The sequence below is a fragment of the Dolichospermum sp. FACHB-1250 genome (assembly GCF_014696335.1).
GTDB lineage: Bacteria > Cyanobacteriota > Cyanobacteriia > Cyanobacteriales > Nostocaceae > Dolichospermum > Dolichospermum planctonicum.
Window position 1 is genome coordinate 59,792 of sequence record NZ_JACJPZ010000004.1, and the last position, 22,905, is coordinate 82,696.

21 protein-coding genes and 1 pseudogene are annotated in these 22,905 nt (G+C 36.8%); 18 read left to right on the plus strand and 4 right to left on the minus strand.

The genetic code is table 11. The annotated features are described in order from the left end of the window. The first annotated feature begins 260 nt into the window (after positions 1-260). The 15 genes and pseudogenes from H6F39_RS02415 (at position 261) to H6F39_RS02480 (ending at position 17,607) form a co-directional block, all read left to right on the plus strand. Entirely contained in the window at positions 261-2,465 is a 2,205-nt protein-coding gene (locus H6F39_RS02415) for a polysaccharide biosynthesis tyrosine autokinase (RefSeq protein ID WP_190396151.1), read from the plus strand. Between the two features lie 327 nt (positions 2,466-2,792). Then, positions 2,793-3,365 (plus strand): Uma2 family endonuclease, encoded by a 573-nt coding sequence (locus H6F39_RS02420; RefSeq protein ID WP_190396152.1) that lies wholly within the window; start codon positions 2,793-2,795, stop codon positions 3,363-3,365. A 426-nt stretch (positions 3,366-3,791) separates the two neighbouring features. Continuing rightward, entirely contained in the window at positions 3,792-4,382 is a 591-nt protein-coding gene (locus tag H6F39_RS02425) for a hypothetical protein (RefSeq protein ID WP_190396153.1), read from the plus strand. A gap of 41 nt (positions 4,383-4,423) precedes the next feature. Next, on the plus strand, positions 4,424-5,746 hold the full coding sequence (locus tag H6F39_RS02430) for a flippase (protein ID WP_190371886.1): 1,323 nt from the start codon (positions 4,424-4,426) through the stop codon (positions 5,744-5,746). Between the two features lie 30 nt (positions 5,747-5,776). Next, positions 5,777-6,685, plus strand: a complete 909-nt coding sequence (locus H6F39_RS02435; RefSeq protein ID WP_190396154.1) for a glycosyltransferase family 2 protein — start codon at positions 5,777-5,779, stop codon at positions 6,683-6,685. Between the two features lie 20 nt (positions 6,686-6,705). Next, entirely contained in the window at positions 6,706-7,644 is a 939-nt protein-coding gene (locus H6F39_RS02440; protein ID WP_137907494.1) for a polysaccharide pyruvyl transferase family protein, read from the plus strand. A gap of 12 nt (positions 7,645-7,656) precedes the next feature. Continuing rightward, positions 7,657-7,830 (plus strand): annotated as a pseudogene (locus H6F39_RS20560) (RNA-dependent DNA polymerase); the annotation flags it as partial. 300 nt (positions 7,831-8,130) lie between these two features. Continuing rightward, positions 8,131-9,381, plus strand: coding sequence for a glycosyltransferase family 4 protein (locus H6F39_RS02445; protein ID WP_137907516.1), 1,251 nt, complete (start codon positions 8,131-8,133; stop codon positions 9,379-9,381). A 125-nt stretch (positions 9,382-9,506) separates the two neighbouring features. Then, on the plus strand, positions 9,507-10,832 hold the full coding sequence (locus tag H6F39_RS02450; RefSeq protein WP_190396155.1) for an EpsG family protein: 1,326 nt from the start codon (positions 9,507-9,509) through the stop codon (positions 10,830-10,832). Between the two features lie 224 nt (positions 10,833-11,056). Beyond that, entirely contained in the window at positions 11,057-12,673 is a 1,617-nt protein-coding gene (locus tag H6F39_RS02455) for an aldolase catalytic domain-containing protein (RefSeq protein WP_190396156.1), read from the plus strand. Between the two features lie 10 nt (positions 12,674-12,683). Further along, complete coding sequence (locus H6F39_RS02460; RefSeq protein WP_190396157.1) at positions 12,684-13,379, plus strand: cytidylyltransferase domain-containing protein; 696 nt, start codon at positions 12,684-12,686, stop codon at positions 13,377-13,379. Positions 13,380-13,422: 43 nt separating this feature from the next. After that, positions 13,423-14,115 (plus strand): HAD family hydrolase, encoded by a 693-nt coding sequence (locus H6F39_RS02465; RefSeq protein WP_199290835.1) that lies wholly within the window; start codon positions 13,423-13,425, stop codon positions 14,113-14,115. Between the two features lie 211 nt (positions 14,116-14,326). After that, a complete protein-coding gene (locus H6F39_RS02470; RefSeq protein ID WP_190396158.1) occupies positions 14,327-15,079 on the plus strand; it encodes a glycosyltransferase family 2 protein in 753 nt (250 codons plus the stop codon). 67 nt (positions 15,080-15,146) lie between these two features. Further along, the gene (locus H6F39_RS02475; RefSeq protein WP_190396159.1) at positions 15,147-16,310 is read left to right on the plus strand and encodes a polysialyltransferase family glycosyltransferase; all 1,164 of its coding nucleotides are present in this window, start codon (positions 15,147-15,149) and stop codon (positions 16,308-16,310) included. A gap of 196 nt (positions 16,311-16,506) precedes the next feature. Next, positions 16,507-17,607, plus strand: a complete 1,101-nt coding sequence (locus H6F39_RS02480) for a glycosyltransferase family 4 protein (RefSeq protein ID WP_190396160.1) — start codon at positions 16,507-16,509, stop codon at positions 17,605-17,607. A gap of 237 nt (positions 17,608-17,844) precedes the next feature. Here H6F39_RS02480 and H6F39_RS02485 read toward each other — a convergent pair whose 3' ends face one another. Beyond that, on the minus strand, positions 17,845-17,982 hold the full coding sequence (locus H6F39_RS02485; protein WP_162501182.1) for a hypothetical protein: 138 nt from the start codon (positions 17,980-17,982) through the stop codon (positions 17,845-17,847). 132 nt (positions 17,983-18,114) lie between these two features. On the opposite strand from H6F39_RS02485, the gene H6F39_RS02490 reads away from it, so the two are divergent. Then, on the plus strand, positions 18,115-18,915 hold the full coding sequence (locus H6F39_RS02490) for a DUF2887 domain-containing protein (protein ID WP_370539357.1): 801 nt from the start codon (positions 18,115-18,117) through the stop codon (positions 18,913-18,915). 72 nt (positions 18,916-18,987) lie between these two features. Here the strand turns inward: H6F39_RS02490 and H6F39_RS02495 are convergent, their stop codons facing one another. The 3 genes from H6F39_RS02495 to H6F39_RS02505 form a co-directional block, all read right to left on the minus strand. Further along, the gene (locus tag H6F39_RS02495) at positions 18,988-19,920 is read right to left on the minus strand and encodes a hypothetical protein (protein ID WP_137907501.1); all 933 of its coding nucleotides are present in this window, start codon (positions 19,918-19,920) and stop codon (positions 18,988-18,990) included. Positions 19,921-19,988: 68 nt separating this feature from the next. Then, positions 19,989-20,597, minus strand: coding sequence for a YdcF family protein (locus H6F39_RS02500; protein ID WP_190396161.1), 609 nt, complete (start codon positions 20,595-20,597; stop codon positions 19,989-19,991). Positions 20,598-20,638: 41 nt separating this feature from the next. Beyond that, on the minus strand, positions 20,639-21,526 hold the full coding sequence (locus H6F39_RS02505) for an SMP-30/gluconolactonase/LRE family protein (RefSeq protein ID WP_137907503.1): 888 nt from the start codon (positions 21,524-21,526) through the stop codon (positions 20,639-20,641). 253 nt (positions 21,527-21,779) lie between these two features. Here H6F39_RS02505 and H6F39_RS02510 point away from each other — a divergent pair, with 253 nt between their 5' ends. Both H6F39_RS02510 and H6F39_RS02515 read left to right on the plus strand, forming a co-directional pair. Further along, on the plus strand, positions 21,780-22,052 hold the full coding sequence (locus H6F39_RS02510; protein WP_265915491.1) for a nucleotidyltransferase domain-containing protein: 273 nt from the start codon (positions 21,780-21,782) through the stop codon (positions 22,050-22,052). Continuing rightward, positions 22,045-22,467 (plus strand): HEPN domain-containing protein, encoded by a 423-nt coding sequence (locus H6F39_RS02515; RefSeq protein ID WP_190396163.1) that lies wholly within the window; start codon positions 22,045-22,047, stop codon positions 22,465-22,467. Before H6F39_RS02510 ends, H6F39_RS02515 begins: the two co-directional genes overlap by 8 nt. The last annotated feature ends 438 nt before the right edge of the window (positions 22,468-22,905 follow it).

Sequence of the window (22,905 nt, forward strand, 5' to 3'; positions counted from 1 at the left end):
CTGTAGTAGAGACGTTCCATGGAACGTCTTTACATAGAGCAGACACTTTTAGAATGAAGCAGGAAGAAAAAACAGGAAGAATGTTAACATTAGTTAGCTTTTTTGGAGCGGATAACCTCTCACATTGACCACAGAAAGAAAAAAAATCTGGTAATTGTTAGCTTATGTTAGCTTTTTTTGCGGAACTTATTTATTCGACAAGATGTCTTGGCTGTAGACTAAATAAGTGATAAAATCAGTATATTTTATGAAATTAATATATGTCTATTAACCAAGAAGACCAAGATTCCATTGATATTCAACAGTATTGGCTGATCTTAAAAAGACGTTGGTTCGTCGCCTCAGTTGTGATGGCCTCCGTTATCTCAGCTACAGCCTTTATGACTTACACACAAAAACCAGTTTACGAATCACAAGGTAAGCTGGTTTTTACCAAAAAAGATGCGGCTTCATCCTTGTCAAGTCTATCAGACAAGATGGGAGAACTGGGCGGACTCACAAACCTCAGCAACCCAGTTGATACCGAGGCCGAAGTCATTCGTTCCAATCCCATTGTCACGAAAACTATTACCGAACTAAAGCTCAAGGGTAGAAAAGGCGCACCCATGACCACGGGTGATTTCCTGAAAATACTCAAGCTCAAAACTATCCGGGGGACGGATGTGATGGAACTTTCCTACAAGAGTACCGATAAACGAGAAGCCGCCAATGTAGTTAATTCCTTGATGAAACATTACCTGGCTAGTAATGTTAGCACTAACCGCGCCGAGGCGATCGCCGCCCGGGAATTTTTGTCCCAGGAGTTGCCAAAGGTAGAAAGACGAGTTACGGAAGCAGAAATAGCCCTACGTCGGTTTAAAGAAAAGAACCGAGTCGTGGCTTTGGATGTAGAAGCCAAAGTGAGTTTGGAATCCTTAGGAAAGCTAACTGAGTCCATTACCCAAAGCCAAGGGGAATTGGCCGCAGCTTATACTCGCTCCGTAGCATTACAAAATGAAATGAAACTGACTACACAACAAGCTGTTGATCTGAGCAGTTTAAGTCAATCCCCTGGGGTACAGCAGGTACTAACAGAATACCAAAAGACACAACACGACCTAGCGATAGCGCGAACCCTTTATACCAATGATAATCCCAAAGTAGTTGATCTATTACTGAAAGAAGCAGCCCAGAAAAAAGAACTAGAAGCGCGAGTTACCGAAACCGTTGGTAATTCCAACTCCTTACCCAAACAAAACTTGCAGATAGGAGAACTCAAACAGGCATTAACTCAGGATCTAGTCAAGTCAGAAGTAGAAAGATTGGCCTTGACAAACCAAGTCGGGGAATTACGGAAGGTATTTATAGTCAATAAAAGCCGTTTAGATAGCTTACCTCGACTCGAACAACAACAGTTACAGCTACAGCGACAGTTGATGGTAGCACAAACCACCTACCAAGAACTGCTGAGGCAATTCCAGTTAGTTCAAGTCATGGAGAATCAGAATGTAGGTAATGCCCGGGTCATTTCGGAGGCTTTAGTGCCTGAGATTGCCGTCTCTCCCAAAAAGCCCCTGAATTTAGCACTAGGTGGCTTTTTGGGACTCCTTCTGGGTGCAGGGACGGCACTCCTGTTAGAATCTATGAACCAAACCCTGAAGAATATTGAAGAAGCCAATCGGTTCTTGGGATTCCCCCTGCTGGGGACAATTCCCCAATATGGTGAAAAAAAGAGGAAAAATACCGTCGTGGAAGGTTTGCAGGAAGTGCCTTTACTGGATCAACCTTATTCACCAGTCAGTACATCATTGGAAATGCTCAATACTAACCTGGGCTTCACCATTTCTGACAAAGAGTTACAGGTGATTTTGGTCACTAGTTCAACGAGTGGAGAAGGTAAATCTTTTGTGGCGGCCAATCTGGCTGTAGCCGCATCTCATGTGGGAAAACGCGTGCTGTTAATAGATTGTGATATGCGTCGTCCCCGTCAGCACCGCATTTGGGAAATACCCAACCTGCTGGGCATGAGTAATATCTTAGCCGGTCAAAACGAGGTAAAACCAGCTATCCACACAGTATTCTCTAATGTGGATATGCTACCAGCCGGAAAAATTCCGCCTAACCCAGTGACACTTTTAGATTCCCAGCGTATGGCTGACTTGATTGAGGAAACTCGTCAGGATTATGATTTTGTGATCATTGACTCACCACCCTTGACAGCCGTTACCGATCCTCTGATTATTGGCAAGTTTGCTGATGGCTTATTGCTAGTTGTCCGTCCTGGCCGGGTGGAATATTCAGCGTTGAAGTCCGCGAAATCATTACTCAATCAATCAAAAGTGCCTGTTTTAGGCATGGCCGTGAATGGTGTTAGTGAGGAAAGCGGTTATGGTGGTTACTACTATTATAGAGGTTATAGGGGTTATTACCGAGAAACAGAAGAAACCAGTAAGAACAACAAGTCTGTGGAAATTAATCTGAAATAAGGCTTGACTTTATTCCCTGCCCATGCAACAATATAAAACTGAGATGTGTTATAATTTGTTGGTTTGACACAAAAACAGTTTTTACATCTGTAGGATTAATTGAATGATCACCGTTTTGGGAGTTGAGCTTTGATGGTCTTAGGATCTCAGTTCCTCCCTCGCAACCTGCTCGTAACTGAGAAGGCCAAAGCAGGGGAAAACTATGTCTAATTATAGGATTCTGGTATTTTGATGCGATCGCTAACCAATTCAATACTGATGGAAAAAACCGATTGACCTTGGTTAACTACGTTAGTTGTGTATCTCGGCTACCCTAATCATAAATATATGACCATCAGTGCCGTAAAATATCTTACAAAAGATATTACTTTAGAAAAGTTCTTAATGATGCCGGAGACCAAGCCCGCGTTAGAGTTCTTGGCTGGAGACATTATTCAAAAACCTATGCCTAAAGGAAGACACAGCCGACTGCAAGGGAAACTTGGCAGCCAAATTAATTTGGTGAGTGAATCTGAAAAAATTGCTTATGCTTTTCCTGAACTCAGGTGTAGCTTTGGTAATCGCTCAATTGTTCCTGATATAGCAGTTTTTACATGGGAGCATATTCCCTTCCTGGCCAATGGAGAAGTCCCAGATAGATTTGAACAGTCTCCAGATTGGGTAATTGAGATTCTTGCTCCTGAACAGAAATCAAATAAAGTGATTGGGAATATCTTACATTGTATGGAGCATGGGTGTAAATTAGGATGGTTTGTTGATCCTGATGATTTAAGTATTCTAGTATTTTTATGCGATCGCCAACCAATACTGATGGAAAAAACCGATATTCTGCCTGTATTGGCAGGAGTAGAGTTAAAATTAACTGTTGATGATGTATTTGGCTGGTTGAGAATGGCTTAATTAAGCAATACCTTACAGAAGTTATCTCCCCGCCACCAATGTTAAATTAGTCCTTATGGGGATGCCATCGCAGGATATATGACTGAATCAACATTGCCTAAACTAAATAACCCACAGATAGATAGTTTATCAATGGAAAAGTTGCTTGCACAATTACGGGCAAAGGGAATAAATCCCCATGAACTCTAGTAGAGTCGAAAAAACTATCAATAATTTATCTAAAATCACCATTGGCAAAATCTATAGGACTTACGCAAGTTTTACAACAAAAATATGTTGTAGGGTGCTTTACTACTGCAAAAATCCTGCAAATAAACAGACATATTGTTGATATCTGACGCACCCCACCAATGTGCCAGTTGCGTAAGTCCTGATCTAGAATGAAATAACCCGGCATACAAACCATACTCCCCAAAGACCAAAATCATGTCTTATAATCAGTACAAAAATATTGCCCAAGTCTTAGGGGACTTTCCTTTAACTTATCAAGAAGAGAATTTCATCCAAGAAAATCCCTTAGAAATTGATGATTACTTTCGTAATCGTTTTGAATTGGTTTTACGGGAAGGAGTTGTATTTAACTCAGAGTATGCTATTTGTGAAGGAGTTATTTTTCCCATTTTAATTGAAATTTGGCAAAAGTATAAAGATAAGTTATTAATATGGAGTCATCAGCCATTAAATTTTGATGAAAGACTATCAGGTATCCCTGATTATATTGTTGCTAAAAGATCACCTAGAGGCAAAATTGTTTTTGAGTCTCCTTATTTAATATTAGTGGAAGCTAAAAAAGACAACTTTGAGGAAGGGTGGGGACAATGTTTAGCCGAATTAATTGCCGCGCAGAAGCTAAACAATCAACCGGAACAATTATTATATGGTATTGTTTCTAATGGTAAAATATGGGAATTTGGACAACTGCGAGAACAGGATTTTATTAAAAATATCCAAGAGTATAGTATATCTAATTTAGATAAATTATTTGCCGGACTTAACTATGTTTTTGGACAAAGTTAGTTATTTATGCCAGGAAATATGCCCAAAATGAAAATTGGCTCATGCTAAGTAAATTAAATTTCAAAAAAAAGTTGTCATTTCTTAAATCAAGTGATAGTCTAAGAAAGATTATTGCGAATACAGGTTGGTTATTTGCAGACCGCATCCTTCGCATGGGTGTGGGGTTATTTGTGGGGGTTTGGGTCGCTCGCTACTTAGGAGTACAACAGTTTGGGGTTTTTAACTATGCTACTGCTTTTGTCGCCTTATTTAGTACCCTTTCCACCCTTGGTTTAGATGCCATAGTAGTCCGCTCTATAGTCCGAGAGCCTGAGAAGAGAGCGGAAATTTTAGGAACAGCTTTCTGGCTGAAATTGTTTGGTGGTGTTGCCGCTTTAATACTAGCTGTTAGCTCTATTATTGCGGTGCGTCATGATGACCAATTGACGATTTCCCTAGTAGCGATATTGTCATCTGTAGGGATTTTCCAGGCTTTTGATACAATTGACCTTTGGTTTCAATCTCAGGTACAGTCAAAGTATACTGTCATTGCTAAAAATACAGCTTTTGTCATCACTACTTTAGTTAAAGTAGCCTTAATCAGTTTTCATGCTCCATTAATTGCTTTTGCTTGGGCAGGATTAGGAGAGGTAAGTTTAGGTGCAATTGGTTTGATCATATCCTACAGAGTTAGGGGTTATTCACCTTGGTTGTGGCCTTGGAGTTCACCACTTGCTAAGACCCTTCTCAAAGAAAGTTGGCCTTTGATCTTGTCTGGTTTAACCATCATGATTTACATGAAAATTGACCAGATTATGTTAGGAGAAATGATTGGTAATAAATCTGTGGGTATTTACTCTGCCGCAGCGAGGATTTCTGAGGTATGGTATTTTATTCCTGTGGCTATTGCTTCTTCATTTGCTCCTGCGATTTATGCAGCTAAGGAAGTAAGTGAGGATCTATATTATAGACGAATAAAACAGTTGCTTAGACTGTTGGTGTTAATTTCCATTTTAATCGCTGTGCCAATGTCCTTTATCTCTGGTACATTAATCACAACACTTTTTGGTAACAATTATGCCGAAGCCGGAAATATATTAGCAATACATATTTGGTCATCCTTATTTGTATTTATGGGGGTAGGGACTTCATCTTGGTTTATAGCGGAGGGCTTAACAGGGTTTTCCCTGCGGAGAACTCTCATTGGTGCAATTACAAACATTGTGTTAAACTTTCTTTTAATACCTGGTTATGGTGGAGTTGGTGCAGCTATAGCTACTGTAATCTCTCAAGCATTTGCTTCTTTTTTGAGTAATGCCACTCATCCCAAAACTAGAAAAATATTTAATATTCAGGTTAAATCTCTTATACCGTTTAGTTGGTAAATTTGTTGTAATTTATTCATTGAAATAATTGTGAAAACTCCAGTTGCATTTATCATATTTAACCGTCCAGATACGACTAAGATAGTATTTGAAGCCATCCGTCAAGCTAAACCTCCCAATCTCTTGGTCATTGCAGATGGTCATCGTGCAGACCGTCCGGGAGAAGCAGAAAAATGTGCTGCTGCCAGGGCGATTATTGAGGGTGTGGATTGGGAATGTGAGGTATTGACTAATTATTCAGATGTTAATTTAGGATGTGGCAAGCGCGTATCAACAGGTATAGATTGGGTGTTTGATCAGGTGGAGGAGGCTATTATTTTGGAGGATGATTGCTTACCTGACCCTACGTTCTTTGAATTTTGCGAGGTTATACTAGATAAATATCGTGATGATGAAAGAATTATGATGGTTAGCGGGACTAATTATTTAGGAACTTGGAAATCGACTATTCAAAGTTATCATTTTTCTTACTACGGTGGTATTTGGGGTTGGGCATCCTGGAAAAGGGCTTGGAAGCATTACGACTATGAAATGAAATTGTGGGCTGATACTGAAGTAAAAGCTCGCAGTCGTGATGTTCTTGCTAGTGAAAAACAATATGTACATAGAAAAAAAATATGGGAGCAAGTTTCTAATGGCATGATTGATACATGGGATTATCAATGGGGCTTTGCTCGTTTAGTACAGTCTGGCTTATCAATTGTTCCTTCTGTTAACTTAATTTCTAATATTGGTTTTGGCAATGATGCAACCCATACAAAATCAGCTGACTCAGCAGTAGCAAATATTAAATCAACTGAAATAGAGTTTCCTCTGAAAATAAATAAGTTCACAGTTGTGGATAGAGATTATGATCGCAAATTATTTCACAAGCTTATCAAAAACAAAAATATTTTTGATAGGATTAAAAGTAAGTTGTTGAAATTCGGCAATAAATAATACCTTCACTTGTTATTAACATGAAAAAAATTACTATTTTTGATACATCTATTTGTAGTTCAAACTTGGGAGATCAAGTAATAATGGAGGCTGTTGAGAAAATCTTAAATAGCTTATTTAAAAGTGATTTTTTTATAAAAATCCAGACCCATGATGTCATAGGTAAATCATCCTATAAATCCATACAAAATAGTGATTATGCTATTGTTGGAGGAACAAATCTTTTATCTTCTAATATGAACTCCTATAATCAGTGGAAGATTAGTTTATTAGATTCGTTTTTTATTAAAAGTGTAATACTAATGGGTGTAGGTTGGTGGCAGTATCAGAAAACTCCTAATTTATACACAGGAATACTATATCGCAGAGTTTTACATAAAGAATATCTTCACTCTGTGAGAGATAATTATACAAAACAACAATTGGAATCAATAGGATTCAAAAATGTAGTTAATACTGCTTGTCCAACAATGTGGTCATTAACTGAAGAGCATTGTGCGGATATTCCCAGAAGGAAAACAGATTCTGTTTTAGTTACTTTCACAGAGTATAATCAAAATAAAGAATTTGACTTCAAGCTAATAGAAATTCTCAAAGAGAATTACAAAAATATTTATTTTTGGATACAGCAACCAAAAGACTACGATCATATGTATAGTATTTATGGTGATAATGCAATCTATATTAACCCGAGTTTACAAGCATTAGATGAAGTATTAAATCTCGACATTGATTACATTGGCACCCGATTACACGCTGGAGTTCGGGCATTACAGCGCAAAAAGCGGAGTTTGATTCTAGCGGTTGATAACCGAGCTATCGAAATTTCTAAAGATACTAACTTACCTGTAGTTCCTAGAAATGATTGGGAAGGTATAAAGAATTGGATAGACTCAGCCAATGCTACTCACATCCAATTACCTTGGGATAATATTAATCAGTGGAAAAAACAATTTTAAGTAAACGATTTCAAACGAGTGTTAGAACTCGATATTGAAAAATGCTTCGACAGGATAAACCACACCGCCATTATGGATAGACTCATCGATCCCAAGAGTATAAGACTAGGAATTTTCCGATGGCTTAAAGCCGGAGTTAACCCAGAATTTCCTGAACAAGGAACACCCCAGGGCAGGGTAGTAAGCAGAGGATTTTCATTTTCTAAAATTGCGTGCGATGGCCAGAACCTTTTGACAATCAATTTTGACAATCAATATTTGTACTTGTTTTTGATATTAATTAATCATAGGAAAAAAAGTTTTTATTGACCTGTGGGAAAGGGTTTTGGGGAAATGATTTTCGAATTTACCTCCGAGAATGAAAACGCACTGGGGTAGTAAGTCCCCATTTGTTGAGGCACTTAAATTGCTGTAAATCCATACAATAGCTGGCAAATTAAGAGTTTCATGTCTGACTTATATGATGTAATCCATAAATGTTTAATGATTAAACCACTGCTAATTAGCACTAATGATATTAATGGGGGTGCTGCCCGCGCTACTTATCGTTTACATCAAGGCTTAAAAAGTATTGGTGTAGATTCCCAAATGCTTGTACAAAACAAGCAGAGTGATGATTACAAAGTAATTTCTCCAGCAAGCAAACTAGGTAAAGGTATTGGCAAATTAAAACCCACTCTCGATAGTCTACCATTACAAATTTATCCCCAGCGCGATCGCTCTACTTATTCCGTTCAATGGCTACCAGATAACCTAGCCGCAAAAGTAGCTCAAATTAATCCTGATGTGATTAATTTACACTGGATTAATGGTGGCTCTCTAAAAATAGAGACTATTGCTAAATTCAAAAAACCCATAATTTGGACACTGCATGATATGTGGGCATTTACAGGAGGGTGTCACTACAACGGAGATTGTATGAATTACACAAACTCCTGTGGGGCTTGTCCTCAACTACACAGCAATAGGGAAAAAGACTTATCGCGCTGGATTTGGCAACGTAAAGCCAAGGCATGGCAAGACTTAAATTTAACTATAGTTACTCCTAGCCATTGGTTAGCTAAATGTGCTGCTTCTAGTTCCTTACTAAAAAATGTCAGAATTGAGGTTATTCCTAATGGACTGGATACGAAACAGTATAAACCAATCGAAAAATCTGTAGCGCGATCTATTCTCGGTTTACCTGAAGATAAGCAACTTGTTCTGTTTGGAGCTATGAGTGCAACGAGCGATCCTAGAAAAGGTTTTAATTTTCTACAATCAGCTTTACAAAATCTCACCCAATCTGGGTGGGGAGAGCAAGTAGAATTGGTTGTATTTGGATCTTCTCAACCTAAAAACCCTACTGAACTTGGCTTTAAATCACATTATTTAGGTAGATTAAATGATGATATTTCTCTCTCCTTAGTTTATGCAGCGGCGGATGTATTTCTTGCTCCTTCTGTGCAAGATAATTTACCAAACACGGTTATGGAGTCTTTAGCTTGTGGTACTCCTTGCGTGGCTTTTGATATTGGCGGTATGTGTGATATGATAGAACATCAAAAAAATGGTTATTTGGCTAAACCTTTTGATGTAGAAGACTTAGCTAGAGGAATTGCTTGGGTATTGGAGGATGAGGAAAGATTACAGAAGTTAGGCGTTAATGGTCGTGAGAAAGTTGAGAATAACTTTTCTTTAGAAATACAAGCTCAAAATTATCTTGATATATATAAAAATATATACTATAAGTCATAAGAGGAGGTTGATTATACAAATTTATGACTAATCTAGTTTAAACAATCCTGTCGCGCTATCATGATTTTGAGGTAACGACAAAATCATGATTTTAAGATCATCTATGATACTTAGGAGAATTAATTATGATCTTTGTCGAAAGTATAAACCATAAAGTGCCAGGAATGGCTTTACACCAGGTTTTTGCTAAACTTTACCAAGCTAAATATCTCATTCTAGCAACTTCTTTAATTCTCTGGTCTATTATTCCAATAATAGGAACATTCTTTCTTCTACTATATTGTCAAATTAATATCTCTGGAAATAAAATAATAGACAGAAAAATACTTTTCCTCCAAAACTTAATTCCATTAATATTAGTGCTATTTACTATAATTATTTACAATGCTAGCATAACGCCATTTGGTGATACAGATGTATATATTAGGGTTTATAAGTTGCTTTACTATGAGCCATTATTCCATACTGTTGATGCCTTTGATACAAACAAAGAACCAGTTGCTTTCATTCTTTCTCAATTTGTTAGTAAACTAACAAGTGGCGATGAGTTCAGTTTTTTGCTGTTTCAATCTGCAACTATCAACACCGCAATAACTATTTATTCAGTGATATTTGTCCCTGAATTGTATCCAATGATAATTTTGATCAATATAATGTCTAATGGCTATTATTATCAGTTATTTTGGATGCCACAGTTTTATTCTTTTATTTTTATCATACCCAGCTTATATATAAGTAACTACATTAAATCCGTATCCCTAATTTGTATTGCTTATTTTACTCACAATTCTTCTTTATCAATAATTGGAGTATTTATTTATGAAAAAATAACTCATTATTTGATTCACTTTTTCAAAGTGTTCAAACTTCCAGATATACTAAATAATAAAAAAAATATTTCATTAATTGCTATACTTATAGTATTACCACTTTCTAGTGTAATTTTCCAAAATTTTGTAGAATTTGCTTTGTCTCAAGATATTTTTACTTCAAAGATCAATAGTTATTCTGGTGCGCAATCTGCTAATTTTAATCAAGATCATTTTAACATTAGGAACCAGCTACGTTCGATACTTGACTACTCAGTTATATCAATATTTTTATTGAATTCTGAATTTAATAAATTTAATTCATTAATATTTTTTAGATGGGTGGGAATTTTCTTTATTATGTTATTTTTTTACGCCGCTGTTTATACTTTTGGGTTTAATATGAGGGCAAGTGCGTTATTTTTTTGCTTACCAGGTTTTTTTTACATTATTCCTATTTATTCTGGTAAACTTGATGGTTCAATAAACATCTATAGTTTTATATTACTAGTATGGATTATTGTAAGATCAATATATTTTGCTATTGCGTTACTTAATGAAAATAATTACCTAACTTTTTTTGAAAATCAAGAACTATCTACAACAATTACAGGATACTTTCAATTATTATTTTCACAATAGACATCTCCGAAAACTGTCAAACTCCTACTATGAGTATTGGAGATTACCCGCTAAATGCAAAGATTCTCATGTTATACGCTAAAAGCTGTGCTTCTTAATGAAATTTGATCTAAACTAGCCATATAATTACTTGTGTTTTTCTGAAATATATTTTTCCTACTACCCTTGAAGTGAAATCATGATAATACAATGCTGTACTGTAAAAGTAAAGAGGTTAAACTGCTATGGATAAAATTAAAATGATTGACTGTACCCTCCGGGATGGAGGATACTACAACGAGTGGGATTTTAATCCCCAACTCATCAAGGAATATCTCCAGGCAATGTCTGCTATTTCTGTTGATTATGTTGAGTTAGGCTTTAGGTCGTTTGATCGCAAGGGGTTTAAAGGTGGTTGTGCATACACGACAGAGAACTTCATCAGTCAGTTTGATATTCCAGAAAACCTCAAAATTGGGGTTATGGTTAATGGCAGTGAACTTGTTAAACATCCTGATGGTGTAGTTGGTGCGCTCGCGCATTTGTTTAAACCAGCATCCAAATCCCTAGTTACTTTAGTGCGAATTGCTTGCCACTTCCATGAATTTGCCACTGTGTTGCCAGGTTGTCAATGGCTAAAAGAGCAAGGCTATGTAGTTGGTATTAACTTAATGCAAATTGCTGATCGCAGCATACAAGAAATTACAGATGTAGCTCATCTGGCAAATCAGTATCCGTTAGACGTGCTTTATTTTGCCGATAGTATGGGTAGTATGAACCCTGAAGACACGACTGAAATCATTAACACATTGCAAACAGTTTGGCAAGGTGAGTTAGGGATTCACACCCACGACAATATGGGGCAAGCCTTGGCCAATTCCCTGCGTGCAGTGCAGGAGGGTGTAAGCTGGGTTGATGGAACAGTCACGGGTATGGGAAGAGGTGCTGGTAACGTAAAAACTGAATACCTTGCGATTGAGTTAGCACCAATAAGGCAGAATTGCCCTTGTAATATCACGCCTTTGATGACAGTTATTCGTAAGTATTTTAGTATGATGCAGAACCAATATGGTTGGGGAACCAATAGCTATTACTACCTAGCTGGTAAATATGGTATTCATCCCACCTATATTCAGGAAATGCTTACCGATGCCCGTTATATAGAGGAAGATATACTTGCAGTAATTGATCACTTAAAGTCCGTAGGCGGAAAAAGATTTAATCTTAATACACTTGAGGCTGGTCGACACTTCTATGTTGGCGAACCACGAGGTACATGGACACCCGCCAGTTTGATTGCAGGGCGAGAGGTCTTGATTCTAGGAACTGGTCCTGGTGTTGCACATCATCAGCACGCTATAGAGGATTACATTCGTGATCAGCGTCCTTGCGTGATTGCATTAAATACCCAAATCCACATTGCGCCTGAACTTATTGAGATTCGGGCTGCTTGTCATCCTGTGCGCCTTCTCGCAGATTGTACCGAACATAGGACTTTGCCGCAACCCTTAGTAACTCCAGCATCAATGTTGCCAGATACTGTACTTGATGCACTAGAGGGTAAGAAGCTATTAGATTTTGGTCTTACAGTTGAGGCAAATACTTTCCGCTTTGAAAATAACTACTGTAGTTTACCGACTTCATTAGTGATTGCTTATGCCTTGGCAGTTGCTACAAGTGGACAAGCATCCCGTATTTTGTTAGCTGGATTTGATGGATATAGAGCTGATGATCCACGAAATAATGAAATGGATGCTTTGCTAAAGCAATATATGCAAGCACCGGGAGCGATTCCTCTAACGGCTGTAACGCCGACTCGATACCAGATTCCTCAAACTTCCATTTATTCCTTTGTACTATAGGTTGCTTAAAATGATTCAAAAACTCAGTTTCTTTCTTCCAGTCAGAAAAGGTTCTCAAAGAGTAAAAAATAAAAATACCCGCCCATTTGCAAATATTGAAGGTGGTTTAACTGAACTAAAGCTCAGACAATTATTAGAGTGTACATTCTGCGAAGAAATTGTTGTATCAACAGATGATCCAGAAGTAATACGGATCGCAGATAATTTGAATGGGTTAAGTAGAATCAGAATAGTGCAACGACCAGAAGAACTCTGTCGATCAGATACACTTGTTCAAGATTTAATTAGCTATGTTCCGACTGTAGTTAACACGGAACATATATTTTGGGTACATACAACAGCACCATTTGTCAATGATGTTGACTACTCAAAAGCTGCAAAAGAGTATTTTGAAGCTTTAAATGATGAATACGATTCATTAATGAGCGTTACAAAACATCATTTTTTTACGTGGGATGCTCAAAAGAAAAAGATTTCTAACGTTGATACCTCTAAAAATCCCTGGCCAAATACGCAAGATATAGATCCAATATACGAAATCAATCATGCTTTTTATATTTCAAGTGTCTCAAACTATCATCAAACTCGCAATAGAATAGGAGTAAATCCAAGGTTATTTGAATTGAGTGGTTTCAAGAAAATTGATATTGACTGGGAAGATGATTTTATGATGGCTGAAACAATATTTAAAGCGATTAATAAATAAGTACGCAGGGTTGATTTAATGAGCTTATTTTGAATAGATTTTCATGAAAATGCAAAAATTTGAAATATCAGAATACAAAACATTGGTATTTGACTGTGATGGTGTAATTCTAAACTCCAATAAGTTGAAAACAGAAGCCTTCTACCAAGCGGCATTACCATACGGTGAAACTGCTGCTCAAGCCCTAGTAGATTACCATGTTCAAAATGGGGGAATTTCCCGCTATCGCAAGTTTAAGTATTTTCTCGAAAATCTTGTGGGAGAATGTGATAAATCTGAAACATTAGATGATTTGCTGTCAGCTTATGCCTCCGCTGTTAGATCCGGTTTACTGGAGTGTTCAGTTGCCCCAGGACTAGTAAAACTACGCAATCACCTCCCTGATACTCGCTGGTTAGTGGCTTCAGGAGGGGATCAATCTGAACTTCGTCAAGTCTTTGCAGCAAGAGGTATTGATCATCTATTTGATGGTGGAATCTTTGGTAGTCCTGACACCAAAGAACACATTCTTTATCGGGAAAAAGAGCAGGGAAACATTATCACACCTGCTTTATTTTTAGGTGATAGTCGATACGATTACATAGCTGCTACTCAAGCAGGGTTAGATTTCATTTTTGTATCAGGGTGGACTGAGATGAAAGGATGGCTTGACTTCTGCACAGAATTGAATTTGAATTATATTCAGTCTGTAGAAACGTTGAATGTTGACTCTCCTAGTACAACACGGCATAAATAATATGACCATTAAAGGCTACGAAAATTTGATTGATTACAAGGCTTAATAATGGTTCATTCACTTACACCACACGGTACTAGTGAAAAATAGTGAAAAACTTCATGAGAAACAAAAGCCGTGATAATTACAAAAGCTTTCTGTGGAGTGATCCTAGCAAAATAAATATCTAGTAATAGTGAGATAAAATTTACGTATTTGGAAACATATTTATATGAGTAATTGCTTAATTTCCATAGTAACAATATCAAGAAATGATTTTCAAGGTTTATTGAAAACATTAGATTCAGTCAAAGGACAAGATTATGAATATATTGAACATATCATTGTAGACGGTGATTCTAATGATGGAACGAGAGAAATTTTGCAGTCTTATCAACATACTAAAAATTTTTCTTATGTTTCAGAACCGGATAATGGTATATCAAGTGCCTTTAATAAAGGTCTAGACAGAAGTACAGGGGATTTAATCTTTTTTTTAAATTCTGGGGACTTGTTTTTTTCAAAAAGTGTAGTTTCTGAGGTAGTTAGTAGTTATATAAAATATAAGTGGAAATGCGCGGTTGGTAGTAGAATTGTATTTGTAAAAGGAGAAGAGTTTGTGTATAGCCCACCAAAACTACCATCAAATTTTCTCAAATATTTTATGTTTTTGCCTCATCAAGCTTTCTTTTGTGAAACCAATTTACACAAGAATTACAAATTTGATGAATCACTCAAACATTCTATGGACTATGACGTATTTATTAGGATGCTGAGGGAGGTGGAAATATTTTATCTGTCTGTAACGGTGGCAAAATCTGCACCGGCTGGTGCTTCAAAGGGAGGCATGGCAGAACAGTCACAAATACGCAGTAAGTACGCTACTAATCCCTTTGATAAGTTCATCATAAATATTATCAACAGACTTTTACTTTTAAAGACATTTTTCAAAATCAGTTCTCCTTTTGCAATCAAGTTCAAATAGGCCGCTGTGAGAAAAATTTGTTCTACGGTAAGTAAGATAAATACTGAATTATAGTGAGACGCAAGAAATGCCTAACTTTTCGTTTTTCGACCTTCATCTTTCCAGCCACACTAGGCATCCAGCATCAATAGCTCATGCTATTGAAAATTTGTGTCCTGGTAATAAATATCAATTTATTTATGACGAAAAAGATGGTGCTTCTGAAAAAGAAATTTTGAAAAAATTACCAGCCAATTCAGAAATTATTTATAGTGGATTCCCAAGTAAAACAAATATTAATCATAAATTGACTACATTTAAGCCAGATGCTCTAATAGTCATGGCTCAAAGGATTCCTGATTCAGCATATATAAGTCTTGCCAAAACATTGAAGATAAAAACTTTTATGTTCCAGCATGGTCTTTATATTCCATTCCTTAAAAGGGAACCATCACTTTTTTTGAAAAAACTTGTAAAAACTTTACGATATATAATGTATGCATTAACTATAGCTGAAATAGTCGAAGAAGATAAAATAAAATACTTACAATACTACATTAAAAATTTAGTTTTTGGACAAAATATAACTGGTTCAATCGATAAAAACAAAATTAATGTAGATAAAGTTCTAGTATACGGTAATTTTTGGAAAGAATACCATCGACAACAGTTTGGATATTCAGACGAGTCTCAGTACGTAATTGGTTATCCAGATTTAATTAAAGTTAAGGATATTAGTAGTCTGATTCGGGAAGATTCAATTTGTTATATTGCTCAGACCTTAGTGGAAGATGGGAGACTACCTAGAAATGATTTTTTGAATTTTATCAATATTTTGTCTTCTAGCATACCAAATGATAAAAAAATATATATAAAACTGCACCCAAGAAGTGATGTATCTTTATACAAGCAGTTAAAAGAATTTAATAACGCGGAATTTTGCAATAATAATATTCCTCATTGTAGCCATTATATAGGTCACTATTCAACTGTGGTGGCAGTCATAGCAATGGTAAATACAAATGTGCTGTTGTGGGATTTTGAAGGTCATGAAATACCTGCATATTTTACAGATATTTGCAGAGTAAAAACTGCTGATGTTAAAGAGTTAGTTGATTTTATCAATAACAATTCTATCCTAGAAAACGAGTGTGAAAACAAGTTAAAATCTCAGTTCCAAAACTTTTTCTATTTTGATGGTGAAGATCCATTGCAGAAAACGGCAAAAATTATCTTAAATTCTGTATGTTAAATGTCAGCCTGGTTTTATAGTGTTTATTACACAGAGAAAAAAAGACACAGACATAGGGCAAAATTTTAGGATATGAAATTTTTGAGTTTGATAAACTTATTTCGGCTTCGCCAAATTTCTCATATATTATAACTTTAGCTCACAAGAAAAAGAGAAAATTTTTCACTCAGAAAAGCCTGTTAGATGGACAGAAATTATGCACAAATTAATTTTAATTGCTTTCAACGCTAAAATAGGAATGAAACTTATTTTGGACTGTTATCGAATAAATTTTTCCAAATATTTCAATGTTTATGTATTGACTGACAAAGAATATGCTGAAGGTGTTAATGATCCCAAAATAATTGGTATTTCTGAATCTGGTAGCCATATTCGTATGGCTCTAGATGTGTTTAATATATTTAAAATTATTAAGATTATGGCTATAATAGCCAGGGAAAAAAAAGTAGTCATATATTTTATATCTGCTCATCCTCTTAACGCTATGACTGCATTTGCAGTAAGAATAATTAATTTATTACCTGATATGGAGTTAAGACTAGTTTCACATATTCATGATGTCACTCCACACGCAAATACGAAAAATGGATTTTTTATAGATGCTTTTCAAACAACTCAGGTGAATTTATCTGATCATATAACTGTTTATGGGGATTACCTCAAATCATCTGCTAAAAGACATTTTTCTCTGCCCGACTCTAAAATATTCTCGTATCTACATGGAGTAAATAGGACTATTAGTAGAGATAATTTACCTCAATCAAAAGTTGGGAAAAAGTTTGTTAGTTTGATAGGTAGAATTGATAAATATAAAGGTATAGACATTTTTCTTGACATAATAGCAACGCTCGAAGATAAAATTGATTGTGAATTTCTGCTGGCTGGTTATGGAGATTTGTCACCCTATACTGAAAAAATTAAGAAATTGAAAAGATTAAATGTGGTCAATCAATTTCTTTCGGATGATGAAATGGATGAGATGTTATTATCTTCTCATGTATTAGTATTGCCATACATTGACGCTTCACAAAGTGGCATGATTCCAGTTGCATATTATAATGCCTGTCCTGTAATAGTTTCCGATGTGGGTGGTTTGCCAGAAATGGTTAAACATGGAGAGACAGGGTTTATAAGTCCAGCTAAAGACGTGAGTGTATTTACAAAATACGTTGAATTACTGGTTACTGATTCAGACCTGAGAAATTCTCTATCAAAAAACAGTTTTGAATTTTATAGACATTGTTTACAATGGGATAAAATTATCAATGATGTTGCTTATTACATAAAGTCTCTATGATATAGTTAGTATCATGATGAGTTGCAAGAATATACAACACTTTGTGTAACAATATTAATTGGTTTAGGGATATTTAAAATATTCAATGCAGTAAATTCGCTATACTGGAACAAAGTTTAAATCTCACCCATGTTTAGTATAACACGAAAATTGCTTGAGTACGGAAGTTTGGTGAAAAGCGATCGCGTCAGTGCTGCACATTAGGCTAATCTTAAACCCTAAAATTATAAGAGAAAACTATTGTATTTGAAGTAACCGAAATACCGTTGTTGCTTGAGTGAGATATAAAAACCACATCTGTTGCCAACCCTCAATATAACCCCTCTCAGCAGTGCTTATGCGAGATGCTTGCAGCAGTACTTTGCGATCGCTCATGTTTTCAAATGTAAATAAGCATGAAGACCGATAAGCTATTTTACCGCATATTTCTCAATCAACCAGGTCTTCTCGCCGAACTCCTCCCTGGAATCCCCCCCAGATTGTCAATTCGATTACTCAGCACCAGTCATTAAAGAACAGGAATTTCGCCATGATGGGATTTTAACCCCCGTAGAAAATGACCCCAACCTCCCCCTAGTCTTTCTAGAAGCGCAAATGCAACCAGATACAGACTTTTATGGACGCTACTTTGCAGAAATTTACCTTTATCTTAAACAGTATAAAATTATCAGACCCTGGCGAGGATTGCTAATTCTCAAATCCCGTCGTCATGACCTGGGTTCAGAAATTCCTTACCAATTCCAGTTAGATAAACAAGTCCAAAGACTCTACTTACAAGACCTGCTACATCAAAATCCCCTCAGTCCCAATTTAGCATTACTGCAACTGATTATCCTCCCGAAAACAAAAACCGTTCAAGCCGCTCAAAACCTACTAGAAAGTAGTAAAAGTCAAGCAGAATTTAGACAAAAACTTGATTTAGTTGAAGCTATACTGGTAAACAAATTCCCTAACCTGAGTTTGGAGGAAATATTAAAAATGTTAGACCTAAAAACCGCTGATATTACTCAAACCCGTTTTTATCAAGATGTTTTCCAATTAGGTAGACAAGAAGGTGAGCAAAAAGGTAGACAGGAGGGTGAGCAAAAAGGTAGACAGGAAGGTGAGCAAAAAGGTAGACAGGAAGGGGAAGCGAAACTGATTATCCGTCAGTTAAAACGTCGTTTTGGAGTAATGACCCCAAATCAAGAAACCCAAATTCGCACTTTATCCGTTCCCATGCTGGAAGCATTAGGAGAAGTCCTCCTTGATTTTATCAACCCCACAGACCTAGATACTTGGTTAAGTAACCAGGAGAATCTGAAGTGATAATCGACCTTGCTGAATTGAATAAGGATTTTAACTTGATATAGGCAGGAAACTGATTTCTCCCTCCGAGGTCTATTGAAATCGGGATAATAACTGCTCACGAGATAAACTAGACAACTGCAACAGCAAGGTAGTATATTCGTGAGGTGTTAAATTTAATACAGGCTGAACAACTGCCGCTAATTGCTCGTCTATAAAGCCAAATCGAGCTAAAAGCAGGTTTTCTACTATTTGCCGTCTTTCCTGTTCCTTACCTAGCTCCTTACCTATTTCCTTGCCTATTTCCTTACCGCGCTCTAAACCACGAAGTTCCGTTATCCGTTCCCACTCTAAATAAGCCGGTGTTAAATTCATTATTAACTCCCTATCTTCAACATCAATCTCATTGCTTATTTCCATAGTAATCTTCCAAGTCCCTAACAACTTTAAAATAGTATAGCGTTTTCTATCATCTTCGGGTAAAGCAATTACTTCATTAATTGCAGCTTGTTGAATTATTCCTTTACCTAAAATCCTCAACCAGAGAGTTTCTGGAGTATTCGCTAACTTATCAATCACAATTACTCCAGTCAGCAGTAATGGTGACGGAAAGTAAATACCTGGCAGCCAGTTTTCATCCTCACTGGCCATAAATTTATTCAGCAGTTTATCAGAACAAGAAGTAGCAATAATCCACAATCTTGGTAGTTCATGGTCAGGAATACTTTTTTTATCTCGTTTGGCTTGACGTTGTAAATCTGCTTCTAGGTGGAATAGTTTGGCTAAACAACTGCGGATTTCTCTTTCTGTTGGTTGCTTGCGAAAGGGTTCTAATAAACAACTGGTTACAGCAATTTTATTTAAAATACCGAAATTTTCTGACTGATGCTGTTGAGTCGATGGTGTAAACCAAACGACAAATCTGGGTTCTCCAGGTATTTCATAATTTATTCGCACCTCACCCAAGGAGGATAGAAATTCTGCAAATAACTGTTTGGAAAATTGATCAAAAGGGTTTTTAGTCATTTATGGTGATACACTGACCGCTAAATTAGATCTATTTTATCCGCAATGAGCTAATTTATGGAATTTAATCACCCATTATACTTAGAAATCTTTACCAGAAGACGAGGATTAAAACTGGCTCCTGTCTTTCCTGTAAAAATCCACAAAAGCGATCTCCCACAATCTCGCAACACCCGCACCAAAGATTCTGACCTATCTCCCCATGAAGGTACAGCAAGAGGTGTAACCACAATCCCTTGACTACCAAGGACAATAGTAGCAATCGCTTTTGACCTCCTCATATGATAATCTGATGTAATCAAATAAATATGCTGTATCTTCCGAGCAGCAAACTTGTCTACCATAGATGTAAAATTAGTGACTGTATCCGTAGCTCTGCCATCAAACCGCAATTGGCGATTGGGAACACCAAACCGTTGAAAAATGCGGCGATTATAATTTAGGTTATAGTCACAATCAGAAACCCAAATATCTAAATCTTTGTGCGATAGCCAAAGCTGGGCGGCAAATTCCATTCTTTTATAATCACCTCCCAATACAAAAATTGCTTGGGGTACGGCAGTTTGGTGAAAAGCTATCGCTATCCTCACAGGAATTATGGTAGATAAACCAAGGGCGGCGGCTAAAACCAGCCAAGCTAATCTAAACTTCCTTTTCCTTTTCCTTTTCCTTTTCATTCACGAAAGTCACTTACCATATTCTTGACATTAGGCTAGTCTTAAAGCCTAAAATTATCAGTAGGTAATCCAGTTATATCAGTCTGGAGAGCAAATAAATCGCCAGAGTAGAAACTTTTCTGAATTTCTTCCTCACTTAAACCAACCGAAGCTGTCGTAATATAAAGCGTCTGCAAATCCTGACCACCAAAAGTACAACTTGTCGGACGTTGCACAGGTAAGGGTATCCGTAAGGTTTCCTCACCCTGAGAATTAAAACGAATTACGCACCAACCATCCCACATTGCTGACCAAATATTCCCTTCACTATCTACAGTCAGCCCGTCAGGATAAAAAGACTCACCGGCTAAGTCTACCAAAATATGGCGATCGCTAATTCTACCTGTTGCTGCTTCAAAGTTGTAAGCATATATCTTTTGTTGAGCAGAATCGGTTAAATAAAAAATCTTTTCATCTGGACTCCACCCCAAACCATTGGCAATGGTTAATCCTGTCTCCATTAAATGCAATGAACCATCAGGATCATACCAATAAAGGCTACCCTGATTTTTACCTGGACACATAGAACCAAACCAGAAACGACCTTGGCGATCGCATTTACCGTCATTAAAGCGATTGTCTGTCATATCCGCTTCAATTGCAATAAGCGGACTTGTTTTCCCTGTTTTAAGATGCAAAAAGGCTAATCCATGGCGTTGTGCCATAATGAGTCTATCTTGACCTGCGATCGCAATCGAACCGACGACATCTCCCACATCAAAAAAAAGGTTCTCTCCAGTTGTGGGATCAAATTGATTTACCCTATGGTTATATATATCCACCCAATAAAGCAGACCTTTGGTTGAGTCCCAAACTGGTCCTTCTCCCAAACGAGAACGTGCTGCTAAAACATGATTAAGTTGGTATTTTTCAGATTTAAGCCAATCCATCAAAATTTTCACCATTTCCAATTAAGAATCGAACTATTGACACTCCCCTCCTCTCAATTGAGATGATAACATCAAATATAATCAACTTATAACTGGGGAGTAAATCCCCGGCTTAAAAGACATTGATACCTAAAAATTTTTGGGATTTTTAGGCATCAATTCCGGGGTTCTTAGCTCATCTTCTTATAAGTTAAATTATATGGCTGTAAAGTATTTAAGCACTCATTTTCTAAATGAAATTACTCATCGGCTTGTGACTGCACTCGAACCAGAACAGATTTTTCTCTTCGGCTCCTATGCTTACGGTGAACCGACAGAGGATAGCGATATTGACTTATTGGTGATAATATCAAAATCAGATGAACCTCGCTATCGTCGAGCGCGTCATGCATATAAGGCCTTGCGCGGTATTGGTATCCCAAAAGATATTCTGGTGATGACCCGCTCAGAAGTTGAACTCAAGGCTAGTGTAGCAAACTCACTAGTCAATCAGATAATCCGTCAAGGTAAACTCCTGTATGGATGATGCAAAATTTGCAGAAACTAGACAGTGGTTAATCAAGAGCCAGCGAGATTTAAAGGCCGCCTATGTGCTAATTAAAAATGAAGAATCTCTTTTGGATGCAGTTGTTTACCATTGTCAACAAGCTGCTGAAAAGGCATTAAAGGCTTATTTGACATATCAAGAGCGGGCAGTCAGAAAAACCCATGATTTGGATGTTTTGTTAGATATGTGTTCATTGTCTGAACCGGGTTTTCACGATCTGAAAGATGTGGCTGATACCTTGACCCCTTATGCGACAGAATTCCGCTATCCAGGAGATGCGATTGAGCCGGAAAGATACGAAGCTGAGGAGGCGTTGGAGATGGCTGCTTCAGTTCTAGAATTTGTTATTCAAAAATTGCCAAGTCAATTTGAGAGTGAGTTTGGTAAAAAGTAATTCCTATGTTAATGGGAATTATGCCCGTTAACCCAGACATGATCGCCAAAACCAGCCAAGCTAATCTAAACTTCCTTTTCATTCACAAAAGTCAATTACGATATTCTTGACATTAGGCTAATAGACCTCTTGCACAATTGTTTCTGTGGTACGATAGGAGGTTTTAGGTTTTATGTATTTTTGGTGTTCTTTGCGATCGCAAATTCAACCATAGCCGTGTAACTCTAACTTTTATCTAAAATTAACACAGCCCTCAATCATAACATAAAATTAATTTTGCAAGAGGTCTAATGTTAAAGCTTAGAATTATAAGAGAAAACTCTTGTATTTACAGTAACCGAAATAGGGTTATCGGTTGAGTGAGATACAAAAACCACAACTGTTACAAACCCTTAATAGAACCCCCCGGCAGCATTGCTTATACGAATCCCTTTTTTA